Annotated in this window: 11 protein-coding genes; 3 read left to right on the forward strand and 8 right to left on the reverse strand. The window is 73.6% G+C overall.

All coding sequences use genetic code 11. The features are described from left to right. Positions 1-274 precede the first annotated feature (274 nt). The gene (locus IH00_RS0120450; protein WP_031075625.1) at positions 275-706 is read left to right on the forward strand and encodes a cell division protein SepF; all 432 of its coding nucleotides are present in this window, start codon (positions 275-277) and stop codon (positions 704-706) included. Positions 707-745: 39 nt separating this feature from the next. Here the strand turns inward: IH00_RS0120450 and IH00_RS0120455 are convergent, their stop codons facing one another. Continuing rightward, on the reverse strand, positions 746-1,936 hold the full coding sequence (locus IH00_RS0120455; RefSeq protein WP_031075627.1) for an acyl-CoA dehydrogenase family protein: 1,191 nt from the start codon (positions 1,934-1,936) through the stop codon (positions 746-748). Positions 1,937-2,077: 141 nt separating this feature from the next. Further along, the gene (locus IH00_RS0120460) at positions 2,078-3,865 is read right to left on the reverse strand and encodes an MFS transporter (RefSeq protein WP_031075628.1); all 1,788 of its coding nucleotides are present in this window, start codon (positions 3,863-3,865) and stop codon (positions 2,078-2,080) included. A gap of 411 nt (positions 3,866-4,276) precedes the next feature. Between IH00_RS0120460 and IH00_RS0120465 the strand changes: the two genes are divergently transcribed. Beyond that, entirely contained in the window at positions 4,277-5,329 is a 1,053-nt protein-coding gene (locus IH00_RS0120465; RefSeq protein WP_031075630.1) for a phosphatase PAP2 family protein, read from the forward strand. Between the two features lie 60 nt (positions 5,330-5,389). On the opposite strand, the gene IH00_RS0120470 is transcribed toward IH00_RS0120465, so the two are convergent. The 6 genes from IH00_RS0120470 to IH00_RS0120495 all read right to left on the reverse strand — a co-directional run bounded on the left by IH00_RS0120470 (position 5,390) and on the right by IH00_RS0120495 (position 10,980). Continuing rightward, the gene (locus IH00_RS0120470; RefSeq protein ID WP_031075631.1) at positions 5,390-5,605 is read right to left on the reverse strand and encodes an I78 family peptidase inhibitor; all 216 of its coding nucleotides are present in this window, start codon (positions 5,603-5,605) and stop codon (positions 5,390-5,392) included. Between the two features lie 337 nt (positions 5,606-5,942). Next, positions 5,943-6,950: a helix-turn-helix transcriptional regulator gene (locus tag IH00_RS0120475; RefSeq protein WP_031075633.1), complete on the reverse strand. Its 1,008-nt coding sequence runs from the start codon at positions 6,948-6,950 to the stop codon at positions 5,943-5,945. 58 nt (positions 6,951-7,008) lie between these two features. Beyond that, the gene (locus tag IH00_RS0120480; RefSeq protein WP_031075635.1) at positions 7,009-7,806 is read right to left on the reverse strand and encodes a hypothetical protein; all 798 of its coding nucleotides are present in this window, start codon (positions 7,804-7,806) and stop codon (positions 7,009-7,011) included. Then, complete coding sequence (locus tag IH00_RS0120485; RefSeq protein WP_031075637.1) at positions 7,803-9,086, reverse strand: glycosyltransferase family 4 protein; 1,284 nt, start codon at positions 9,084-9,086, stop codon at positions 7,803-7,805. Before IH00_RS0120485 ends, IH00_RS0120480 begins: the two co-directional genes overlap by 4 nt. 99 nt (positions 9,087-9,185) lie before the next feature. Then, positions 9,186-10,478: an ABC transporter substrate-binding protein gene (locus IH00_RS0120490; protein WP_031075639.1), complete on the reverse strand. Its 1,293-nt coding sequence runs from the start codon at positions 10,476-10,478 to the stop codon at positions 9,186-9,188. After that, positions 10,453-10,980: an MTB12 C-terminal domain-containing protein gene (locus tag IH00_RS0120495; RefSeq protein ID WP_063835413.1), complete on the reverse strand. Its 528-nt coding sequence runs from the start codon at positions 10,978-10,980 to the stop codon at positions 10,453-10,455. The genes IH00_RS0120490 and IH00_RS0120495 overlap by 26 nt, the downstream gene beginning before the upstream one ends. 93 nt (positions 10,981-11,073) lie before the next feature. Between IH00_RS0120495 and IH00_RS0120500 the strand changes: the two genes are divergently transcribed. After that, a complete protein-coding gene (locus IH00_RS0120500; protein ID WP_031075643.1) occupies positions 11,074-11,478 on the forward strand; it encodes a hypothetical protein in 405 nt (134 codons plus the stop codon).

Consider the following 11,478-nt stretch of genomic DNA (forward strand, 5'->3'; position numbering starts at 1 on the left):
TGTCGTTCTTCTGTGCGGCGGGCATCGTATCGGCCGGATCCGTTCACCCGTACGTCCGCCCGCTCACCCATCCGGCCCGAATGTCATATATGAGTTGCGGAAGCCCCTCTTCAGGGGCCTTGTGCCCGCAGAATCTTGACGAATCGCCACATCTTCTGCACCAGTACCGTCACGAATCGCCTGCGCGGCGACTATCCACTTGGCGCACGATCCGCATGATGGTCGACCATAGGGATAGCGGAACCACAAGTGACCGCGATGAAAGGAGGCGTCCATGGGATCGGTGCGCAAGGCGAGTGCATGGCTGGGTCTCGTCGAGGACAACGACGATCGTTACTACGACGACGAGTACGCCGAGAGCGACCGCGGCGACGCCTGGGTGACCGACCCGCGGGTGCGGGTCGCCTCCGAGGCCGCCCAGGAGGAGGGCCGCCGGATCGCCACGGTCTCCCCGGACGGCTTCCGGGACGCCCGGGCGATCGGCGAGCTCTTCCGGGACGGCGTCCCGGTCATCATGAACCTCACCTCCATGGAACCCGCCGACGCCAAGCGCGTGGTCGACTTCGCCGCCGGGCTGACCTTCGGCCTGCGCGGGTCGATCGAGCGCGTGGCGACCCGCGTCTTCCTGCTGACGCCCGCGAACACGGAGATCGTCAACGGGGAGGCCGGGCCGCGCACCGAGGACGGCTTCTTCAACCAGAGCTGAGGGGCGGGGCCGCTCACCCCGGACCGGTCGCCCGACGGGTCACCGGAAGGCGTCGAGTCCGGTGAGCGCCTTGCCCAGCACGAGCTGGTGCATCTCGACGGTGCCCTCGTAGGTGAGCACCGACTCGAGGTTGGTGGCGTGCCGCATCACGGGGTACTCGAGGGAGATCCCGTTCGCGCCCAGGATGGTGCGCGAGGTGCGGCAGATCTCGATCGCCTCGCGTACGTTGTTCAGCTTGCCGAAGCTGACCTGCTCGGGGCGCAGCCTTCCCGCGTCCATCCGCCGCCCGAGGTGGTGGGCGAGCAGGATCCCCTTGTGCAGCTCGACCGCCATGTCCGCGAGCTTGGCCTGGGTCAGCTGGAAGCCCCCGATGGGCCTGCCGAACTGCTCGCGGCTCCGCGCGTACGCCAGTGCCGCCTCGAACGACGAGCGCGCGGCACCCATGGCGCCCCAGACGATCCCGTACCGCGCGTGCGACAGGCAGCTGAGCGGCCCCTTGAGCCCGGTGACGCCCGGCAGCACGGCGTCGGCCGGCAGCCGTACGTCGTCCATGACGAGCTCACTGGTGACGCTGGCGCGCAGCGACCACTTGTGCTTGATCTCGGGCGCCGAGAATCCGGGGCTGTCGGTCGGCACGGCGAAGCCGCGGATGCCGTCGTCGGTCTGCGCCCAGACGACGGCGACACCGGCCACCGAGCCGTTGGTGATCCACATCTTGCGGCCGTTGAGCACCCAGTCGCCGCCGTCCTTCTTGGCGTACGTCCGCATGGCGGCCGGGTCCGATCCGATGTCGGGCTCGGTCAGGCCGAAGCAGCCGATGGTCTCGCCCGCCGCCATGGACGGCAGCCAGCGCTGCTTCTGCCCCTCGGAGCCGAACCGGTGGATCGCGTACATGGCGAGGGAGCCCTGCACGGAGACGAGGGAGCGGATACCGGAGTCGGCCGCCTCCAGCTCCAGACAGGCGAGCCCGTACTGGACGGCGCTCGCGCCGGCGCAGCCGTACCCCTCCAGGGACATGCCGAGGGCGCCGATCCCGCCGAGCTCGCGGGCGAGCTCCCGGATGCCGGGCAGCTCGCCCTTCTCGTACCACTCGGCGATGTGCGGCAGCACCCGGTCGGCGGCCCAGCTCCGGACGGTGTCGCGGACCGCGAGGTCCTCCGGCTCCAGGAGGTCGTCGATGCCGAGGGGGTCGCTGGGGTCGAAGGGCGGGAGCTTCGCGGATGCGGACATGGCGGGACCTCCGGGCGGGCACTAAAACTAGCGGTGTTAGTTACGCTCGCCGCCGAACGTTACGACGCACCGTCCCGCACGTCCAGACCGGCAGGGCGCGGGGTGCGCCACCCCGGCCGGCCCGGACGGGACGCCCGGCACTCAGTGTGCCGTACGCCCCGTCCGGGCCGGCTCCACCGGCTCGCGCCGCGCGGGGACGTGGGCTTCCGGACCGGTGCCGCAGGTCTCGCGCCGGGGCTCCGGACGAGCGGCCCGCACTCCCGGCACACTCCCCGGGGCGGCGCTGCGCGGCTCCGGCCCCCGGTCCCGGTCCGGCTGCGGCCCGGTCCGCGGCGCGGCCGGTGCCTGCGGCCGGGCGTCCGGGCCGCCGAGCCGGGCGTCGGCGTCCGGCTGGCACTCCATGACGCGCGGGAGGCGCAGCGCCATCAGGCCGCCCGCCAGCAGCAGGGCCGCGCTGACGACGAGCGTGACGTGCAGGCCGTGGACGAAGGAGTGCCGGGCGGCCGTGCGCAAGGCCTCCCCCGCGGGCCCGCCGAGCTGGGCGGCCACCTGGTACGCCTCGCCCAGCGAGTTGGCCGCGGCCGCGCCGGCGGACGCGGGCACGCCCGCGACGGACGAGAGGCCGGGGGCGTACGCGGCGTTCATGACGCTGCCGAGCAGCGCGATGCCCATGCCCGCGCCCAGCTGGTAGGAGGTCTCGCCGATCGCGGCCGCGCCGCCCGCGCTGTGCGCCGGGGCCTCGCTGAGCATCGACTCGTACGCCGCGAACAACGTGGTCTGCAGCCCGAAGCCGAGCAGGACGAAACCGGTGGTGAGCAGCAGCGGGCGGTCGTGGTGGCCCATGAGCACCAGCAGCAGCACCGCGCCGGCCGTGAGCACGAAGCCCCAGCCGACCATCCGGCGCGGTCCGATGCGGCGCAGGGTGTACGAGCCGGTGGCGCCGGCGGCCATCGCGGCGAAGGTCAGCGGCAGCAGCCGCAGCCCCGTCTCGACCGGGCTCAGTTCCAGCACGAGCTGGAGGTACTGGACGGCGATCAACTCCAGGCCGACCAGCGCCAGCATGGCGAGCACGATGCAGCCGACGGACGTGGTGAAGGCGGCGCGGGAGAACATCCGCATGTCGATCAGCGGGTGCGGGCGCCGCCGCTGCCGCCGCACGAACAGCACCAGCAGGGCCGCCCCGACCAGCAGGGGCCCGACGGTCGCCGGGCTCAGCGGGGAGTCGTCCCCGGCGCCGAGCCGCTTCACGCCCAGGACCAGCCCCATCACGCCGGCCGCCGCCATGAGGGCGCCGAGCACGTCCCAGGGGCCGTCCCCGCTGCCCCGGGACTCGGGCAGCAGCCACCGGCCGGCCGGCAGTATCACCGCCATCAGCGGGATGTTGATCAGGAAGACCGAGCCCCACCAGAAGTGCTCGAGCAGGAAACCGCCGAGGACGGGGCCGGTCGCGGCGCCGACGGCGGCGACGGCGGTCCAGATGCCGATCGCGGTGGCCCGCTCCCGCCGGTCGGGAAAGACCGCACGGAGGATCGACAGCGTCGCCGGCATGATCATGGCGCCGCCGACGCCCAGCAGGGCGCGCGCGGCGATCAGCACGCCAGGGGTGTCGGCGAACGCGGCGACCGCGGACGCCACACCGAACAGCCCGTACCCGGCGAGCAGCACTCTGCGCCGCCCGAGCCGGTCGCCGAGCGTGCCGAAGAGGATCAGCAGCGAGGCGCACACCAGCGGATAGGCGTCGACGATCCACAGCAGCGCCGTGGAGCTGGGCCGCAGATCCTCGGTGACGGCGGGAACGGCGACATGCAGCACCGTCGCGTCGAGCGCGACGAGCAGCAGGCTGACGCAGAGGACGAAGAGGACGACCCAGCGGTTGGCACCGCCGGATGCGGCACGCAGCCGTGCTGCGGCCGTGGTCGTCCCGGACATGTACGTACCTCCCACAGATGGATCCCTCGCGCTCGGTGGGCACTGACCGGAGGGAGGGACGTCCTCCGGAGGCCCGGCATCGACGGGCGAGTGAGCCGTCAGCGTACGCGAGTTCATGCCGGGGGCGCGTGGTCCACCTCTCACGCGGGCGGGCGTGGGAGTGTGGCGTACGCCACTCCCGGGCGCCCGGCGCGGAGGGAAGAATTCCGGCCGCGGGTCCCGGCAGGCGTTTTCCGGGTCGGACAAACACACTTCTGCCGGCGGGTCCGGCGGTAATAGGACTCTGGGTGCTCACGCTTTATGGATAAGCAGGGAATAAGCAGGTGACTGAGACACACTCCACATCACATCGTCATCACGAAGAGACCGGATGTGCATGGGCCGACACTCACTCGCTGTAACGTCGATTGGGTGCGTACCGACATCTTCGCCCGGCTGGACCGGGAGCCGGAACCGCCGAAGATTGAGATCCCGCGGATGAGCCGCACCCGTCTCGCCCTCTTCGGCGGGACGTCGGCGTTCTACGTGGCGATCGTGGTGGCCGTGCTCGTCTCGTCCTGGCTGGTGACCCTCGACTGGAAGGTCATGCTCTTCCGCCCGTATCAGCAGTGGCCGGAAGTGCACGCGACGCTCGACTACTTCGTGGTGCTGGGCCAGCGTGGACCGACGGCCGTGATGGTGGCGGCCTGGCTGGGCTGGCGCTCCTGGCGCCAGCACACGCTGCGACCGCTGCTGGTGCTCGGCGCCGCGCTGCTGCTGCTGAACGTCACGGTGGGCGCGGTCAAGATCGGCCTGGGCCGGCTCGGGCCCCATTACGCGACGCAGATCGGCTCCGCCGAGCTGTTCGCGGGCGGCGATATATTTCCTTCCGGACACACCGCCAACGCGGTGGTGACCTGGGGAATCCTCTCTTATCTGGCCACCACCCCGCGGGCGCGCCGCTATCTGTCGGCCCTGTCCGCCGTGGTCGCCCTCGGCGTCGGCCTGACCACCGTCTACCTCGGTACGCACTGGCTGAGCGATGTGCTGCTGGGCTGGGCCGCCGGTCTGCTGATCCTGCTGGGGCTGCCCTGGTGCGAGCCGGTGATCGCGCGTGCCGAGGCGATGATCCTGGGCGCCCGCGACGCCCTGCGGGCACGCCGGCGCCGGATCCTCCCGGTGCCCGTGGCGGTGGGCGCACCGCGGCCGGCCATATACCCGCAGCGCGGCGCGCCGGCCCCGGAGGCCGAGCCGGCCGCGGAGCCGGTGGCGGCCGAGCCGGTGGGCGAGCCCGTGGGCGCGGGGACCGGAGCCGCCGCGACGGGCGGCGCCGCGGCCGGCGGCCGTGCGGGGAACGTGCGCGCCACGCTCGCGCAGCCGCGGCCGCACGCGGTGGTCCGCTCGGAGCGGATGCCCGTCACCCCGGCGGGGACCCGGCGGCCGCCGCACGCGCGGCCGTACGACGGGCGGCTCACGGGCGGCTGAGCCCCGTTCGTCCATGACGAAGGCCCCGGCTTCCGGCCGGGGCCTTTCGTACGGGCGGGGTCAGCCCACCCAGCAGCGGGTGACGGTGTGGTCGTCCACCTCGAAGTTGATGCGGCCGGCGACGTACTCCATGGTGATGATCGCGCCGGGCGGGAGCGAGCGCACCGTGGACCAGCCGCGGGAGCGGGCCGCCTGCTCGGCGTCGCGCTCGTCGAGTCCCACGTACGCCGCGGGGGTGTCGTCGGGCTGTGCGGGAGGGGTCGGAATGGATGCCATGCCCTCACCGTAGGCGGCGGCGCACAGTGACGGAAGCGCGGGGCAGCCCCCGGCCCACCCGCCTCCTGTACCTCAGCGGTCACACTTCCGTCACAGGATGACGACAGGGGTTTGAAGGGAATTCGCCATCCTTCCGGGCACTTCCATTACCCGGTCCCGCCGAATTGCACCCGCCGCCGCGCCCGGCATGCCGAGTAATTACGATGAACCGCCGATGCGCCCTTCGGAACATCGGCACGAAAATCGAAAGGGCGAGGGAAATACACCGTTCCCGCACCGAATTCACACACCGGCCGGCCCGCCCGGGAACCGCGCCCGGTCGCCGGCCCACCGGGCGTCACGAGGCACCGGGCCCGCCGCCCTCCGGTGTTCCGGCGGGCTGCGCGGACCGGTCCAGGGCCCGGGAGAGGCGGTCGCGGGCCGAACGGATGCGGTCGTCCAGCGCGGGCGGTTCGATCACCTCGAATTCCAGTCCCATCAGCACCACGTGGATCACGAGGACGTCGAGGCTCGCGGCACCCGTGCGCAGCAGGCAGGTCGTGGCGCTCTCGGCCTCCAGCACGCCGTCGGAGGGGCCGATGATCCGGGCGGCCTCGGCAGCGGGCGCGTGCAGCCGGATCACCGCCCTCGCCGCGTACGCCGCCGTGGACACGCCCTGCGAGACGTAGGCCGCCAGGTCCTCGGCGGGCGGTTCGCGCGGCACGAAACGCGGCCCGTGGGGCGGCTTCGGCACGATGCGGTCCACCCGGAACGTCCGCCAGTCGGAGCGGTCCACGTCCCACGCCACGAGGTACCAGCGGCGCTCCGTGCACACCAGGCGGTGCGGCTCGGCGGTGCGGCGCGTGGCGGAGCCGTTGTGGTCGCGGTACTCGAAGCGGAGCCGCTCGCTGTCCCGGCAGGCGTGGGCCAGCTCGGTGAGGACCGCCGGGTCCACCGGGGCCTCGGGTGTGCGCAGCATGGGCACGGTGAAGGCGGTGAGCGCGCCGACGCGTCGGCGCAGCCGGTCGGGCAGCACCTGCTCCAGTTTCGCCAGGGCGCGTACGGAGGTCTCGCCGACGCCTTCGATGCCGCCGCCCGCCGCGGTGCGCAGCCCGACCGCGACCGCGACCGCCTCGTCGTCCTCCAGGAGGAGCGGGGGCAGCGACGCCCCCGCGCCCAGCCGGTAGCCGCCGCCGGTGCCGGGGGCGGCGTGGACGGGGTAGCCCAGCCCGCGCAGCCGCTCGACGTCCCGGCGCACGGTGCGCGGGGTGACGCCGAGCCGCTCGGCGAGGTCGGCACCGGACCATTCGCGATGGGCCTGGAGCAGGGACAGCAGACGCAGCAGTCGTGCGGAGGTCTCCACCATGCGGCGAGTCTGCCACCGGCCGCGGACAGGTCCGGCCCGCCGGGGGGCGCAGGGGCGGTTACGCGGTCAGCCGTACGCAGAGGTCGTTGTCGGTCGTGTAGCAGGGCGCGGCCCGGTAGCCCTCGCGCCGGTGCACCGGGTAGACGTGGATGCTCCTGCGGTCCCAGACGTCGTCCAGGAGGCGGGAGATCCGCACCGGCTCCGCGTCCCCGTCCGGGCGCAGCCACAGTTCCCAAAGGTGCTGCTTGCCGGCGGGCGGCGGCGTCCGCGCGAGGTCGTCGTACGGGAGGGTGAAGGTGAAGCGCCCCTTCGCGCCGTCGGCGGGCACCTGATGGACCCGGTCGCCCAGGCGGGCCTCGGCCACCGCGCCGGGTCCGAGCTCCGCCCCGTACAGCACGCCCTCGACCGTGCAGGTCCCGTCCCCGAGGCCGATGTCGCCGGCCTCGGCGTGCGGTGCGCGCAGCCAGCTGCGCACGGCGAGCCGCCCGTCGGCCGTGGGGTAGGGGATGCGGACGGCGACCGGGCCCTTCTCGTCGGGGATCCGGTCGACGAGGGACCGCACGTCGCGGATGCCGGGCTCGACGGCCCGCTCGTCCAGGAGGAGGTCCCAGCGGCCCTCGGCCAGCTCCATGGTGCTGGGCAGCGCGGCGCGCGCTCGGCCCTCGCCCGCCGGGGTGAGCGGCAGGCGGGCCTCGTCCGCCGGCCCGCCCGTGCCGCCGCGCCGTCTGAGGACGAGGACGGGCGCGGTGGCGTCGTGGACCGCCATGTCGAAGGTGAGGCCGCCGGCGGCGTCCGCGACGCAGTCCGCGCGGGGCGGTGTGCCGGGCGCGGGAGGCGGGGTCGTGGCGTCGGTCATGCGGGCTTTCCCTTCCGGAGCACGTCGGCGGCCTTGTAGCGCACCGTGTACGCGGCGTCGAGGAGCGCGCCGCGGGTGCGGTGGAGGGTGTCGCGGACCCGGCTGCGGGAGCGGCCGTTGGTGCCCTGCGCGACCAGCTCGGCGAAGATCGCCTCGTGGCGCTCGGCGATCCGGACGGGGTCGAAGCGCCGGGACGCGGCCAGCGCCGCCTGCCCGGTGCGGCGCCGCAGGTCGTCGTCCTGGATGAGACCGAGCAGCGCGCCGGCGATGGCGTCCACGTCGCCGACGGGGACGAGCCGTCCGTCGACGCCGTCCTCGATGATCTCGCCCGGGCCGTGCGGGCAGTCCGTGGAGACCACGGGCAGGCCGCAGCGCATCGCCTCGACGATGGTCATGCCGAACGCTTCGAGGCGGGAGGTGACGGCGGCGATGGAGCCCTTGACCCACTCGGGCTCCAGCGGGTTGGCCGGACCCATCAGGAAGACGTGGTTGTGCAGGCCGCGCTCCTCGATGAGGGCGCGCAGCGCGTTCTTCTCGTTGCCGGTCGCGTCGCCGGAGCCGTAGATCCGCAGCCGCCAGTCGGGCCGGGTGGCGGCCACCTTGGCGAACGCCTCGACCAGCAGGTCGTACCGCTTGACCCGGGTCAGCCGGCCGGCGGCGACGACCCACTTGGCGGTGGAGTCGGCGGGCTCGACGCCCGGGGCGGGGACGCTGTTGGGCACGGCGTCGATGCGGACGCCGGGCAGCTTGAGCCTGCCGCGGTAGGAGCGGGCGTCGGCCTCGGTGACGGTGGTGATCGCGTCGAGGAGCGCGTACCGGTGGCCGATCTCACGGCGCAGCCGGTAGCCGTGGCTGTCCAGCGTCAGGTGTTCCTGCCCGACGCGGACCGCGCCGCGGCGGGCCTGGCGGGCGATGTGCACGTTGAGACCGGGTCGGGTGCCGACGACGACGTCGGCCTGAAGGGTCTTCAGGTGGGCGGCGATGCGGGCGTCGGTCAGGCGGCTGTACTGCTTCCAGCGCCCGTCGCCGCGCGGGAAGACCTTGGCGGGCTTCTTGTAGTCGGGGTGGTCGCCGTCGTAGGAGGGGCTGTTCCGGCGCAGGTCGACCAGGTGCTTCATGGTCACGCCGGCGGGGGCGCCGAGGGTCGGCTCCTCGCGGTGGCGGAAGACGGACACGATCTCGACCTCGTGCCGTTCGGCGAGGGCCGCGGCGAGGTTGAACGTCGTGCGGATCGTGCCGCCGATGCCGTACGCGTTGTGGAGCAGAAATGAGATGTGCATCGCGTTCGCCGCGTCCCCCTGGATCCCGGTCCGACAGGTGTCCGATGTGCTGATGGTCGTCAAGGGTGGACTGTACTTGCCTTCCGGGCCGGCGGGCCTTCAGGGCCGGTGGCCGAGCTGGGGCACGGTGGCGCAGTTGGTGTCCATGTCACCGCCCTGGGTGACCCAGCCGCGGCCGTCCTGCCAGCGGGCGACGGACAGGCAGGTGCGGCTGGTCCTCGGCGGTTCGGGGAGCCGCTCGAAGGTGACGGGCAGCAGCAGTCCCCGGGCGGTGTACGGCTCCGGCCGGTCGAGGAAGCGCTCGACGCAGGCGCGCGTGAGGCCCGTCGCGGTGCAGGACGCGGCGGCGTCCGTGAACCACATGGCGGCGGCCCAGCCCTCCAGCGCCCACTGGGACAGCGGCCTGCCCTTCATGGCGTCGCGGAACTCCCGTACGGCCGGGTGGGAGGTCTCGTCGTGGTTGCGGCTGGCGCCGGTCACCCAGAGGGCGTTGCGGCAGTGCGGGGCGTCCTCGAAGTCGCGCGGCACGGTCTGGTTCCAGTTCTGCACGTTGGTGACCTTGGCGGCCACGCGCAGGCCGACGGCGTCCATGGCGGCGCAGAGGCGGGCGTTGCCGTGGGTGTCGAGGGCGTCGAAGACGATGTCCACGCCCTGCTGGCGCAGGTCGGCGGCGACGGCCCGGTAGTTGGGCAGTGCGAAGTCGACCTGTTCGCTGACGACCCGGTAGCCCTCGACCTCCAGGCCGCGCCGGACGTGCCGGGCGTACGCGGCGGAGGACGCCTGGTTGTACGCGACGACGGCGGCGGTGCGGGCGCCGAGCTCGCGCTTGAACCAGCGGTACACCTCGGTGCCGCCGTACAGGACACCGTCCCAGCCGGGCTTGCCGCCCTTGCGCGGGGCGGAGCTGCCGTAGATGCCGTACAGGTGCGGATAGGTGTCGTACGCCGGGCCGATGGGCTGGCCGCCGATGTCGGGGACGCCGGCGGCGGCGACGCGCGGGGCGCCCGCGTAGGCGAAGGAGGTGGTGGCGACGAGCGCGAAGACCTTCTCCTCATCGAGCAGTTCGTGCACGCACGCGTCGTTGCCGACGCCGCTGCCGCCGTCGTCGCAGGTGATGACCTCGACGCGGCGGCCGTCGATGCCGCCGCGCGCGTTGAGGGCGTCGAAGTACGCCTGCGCGCCGTCCCGGGGCCCGGTGAAGGCGGCGCCGCCGACGGGGCTGGTGGCGCTGGCGATGATGCCGACGCGGATCGGCGGGCCGGCCGCGGTCGTGGCGGGAGGGGCGCCCCGCTCGTCGAAGGCGCTCTCGGGCAGGCGGCTGCCGCAGGCGGCGCTCAGCAGCAGGAGCACCGCCAGCAGGAGGGCCTCAGCAACCCGGCACGGCGGTCGCATCGGGGCTGAGCCGGACGAGGGCGCACAGTGTCGTGACGGACACCTTCCAGGTGCCCTCGTCGTACACGGCGGTGCCCTTGGCGCCGGGCAGGGCGGGGCTGCCGCCGACGAGCACGTCGTAGGTGACCTCGGCCCGGTCGGCCGCGGTGAAGGTGACGTCCTGGACCTTCACGGACGTCCGGGCGGCCTGCGGGTCGGCGGTGAACGCCTGGAGCACCGGCCGCAGCCGGTCGCCGTTCTCCAGCAGTTCGGCCTTCCGGTCGACCGGGGTGGCGGGGTCGAAGAAGGCCGTCCAGTTCTCCTCGATCTGCTGGCGGGCCGCGGCCGCGTCGGCCGGCCGGTCCGTGGCCTGCGGCGAGGTGGCGGTCGCCGTCGGCGAGCTCTCCGACTGGCCGTTGCCGCCGCCGTCACCGCACGCCGCGGCGGCCGGTACGACGATCAGGACAACCGCGGCGGCCAGCGCCGCCGTGCTCCGACGCGTTCGCGGACTCTTGTGGACCATCTGGCTCACCACCGGATTCCGGGGTCTGTGCCTTTTTTGGCCTTCTTGGGCATAGTGCAAGGAATTGCCCTGTATCGCCAGCGGAGGCCCGGGATGCCGACATCGCGACTGCTGTGGTGGGGCGGGATCGTGGCCGCCGCCGCGGGCGCGGTGCTGTGCGCGGCCGGCTGGTACGGGGTGTCGGGCGAGCGTCTCGCGGAGCGGCAGCTCCCCTACCTGGCGTCGTGCACCGTGCCGGGGGCGGCGCTGGTCGTGGCGGGCGCGGTACTGCTCGGCGCGGTGCCGGTACGGCGCCCGCCCCCGGACGCGGAGGGCACGATCCCGGCGGAGCCCCCGGCCGTGCCGGACCGCCCCGTCTCCGGCGCCCCGCCCCTGCGGGTGCCGGGCGGGACGCTGGCGCACCGCCCGGACTGCCCGCTGGTGGCGGACAGGGCGGATGCGGTACCGGCGGGGGACGCGCGCCTGGCCCCCTGCCCGGTCTGCGAGCCCGAGAGCTGA

Source organism: Streptomyces sp. NRRL S-118, from assembly GCF_000716335.1.
Taxonomy (GTDB): domain Bacteria; phylum Actinomycetota; class Actinomycetes; order Streptomycetales; family Streptomycetaceae; genus Streptomyces.

Coding starts and splice junctions, on each gene's coding strand:
- IH00_RS0120485 (WP_031075637.1), bottom strand. CDS start 9,086: ATGCACATCTCATTTCTGCTCCACAACGCGTACGGCATCGGCGGCACG.
- IH00_RS0120470 (WP_031075631.1), bottom strand. CDS start 5,605: ATGGCATCCATTCCGACCCCTCCCGCACAGCCCGACGACACCCCCGCG.
- IH00_RS0120500 (WP_031075643.1), top strand. CDS start 11,074: ATGCCGACATCGCGACTGCTGTGGTGGGGCGGGATCGTGGCCGCCGCC.
- IH00_RS0120460 (WP_031075628.1), bottom strand. CDS start 3,865: ATGTCCGGGACGACCACGGCCGCAGCACGGCTGCGTGCCGCATCCGGC.
- IH00_RS0120480 (WP_031075635.1), bottom strand. CDS start 7,806: ATGACCGACGCCACGACCCCGCCTCCCGCGCCCGGCACACCGCCCCGC.
- IH00_RS0120450 (WP_031075625.1), top strand. CDS start 275: ATGGGATCGGTGCGCAAGGCGAGTGCATGGCTGGGTCTCGTCGAGGAC.
- IH00_RS0120455 (WP_031075627.1), bottom strand. CDS start 1,936: ATGTCCGCATCCGCGAAGCTCCCGCCCTTCGACCCCAGCGACCCCCTC.
- IH00_RS0120490 (WP_031075639.1), bottom strand. CDS start 10,478: ATGCGACCGCCGTGCCGGGTTGCTGAGGCCCTCCTGCTGGCGGTGCTC.
- IH00_RS0120495 (WP_063835413.1), bottom strand. CDS start 10,980: ATGGTCCACAAGAGTCCGCGAACGCGTCGGAGCACGGCGGCGCTGGCC.
- IH00_RS0120475 (WP_031075633.1), bottom strand. CDS start 6,950: ATGGTGGAGACCTCCGCACGACTGCTGCGTCTGCTGTCCCTGCTCCAG.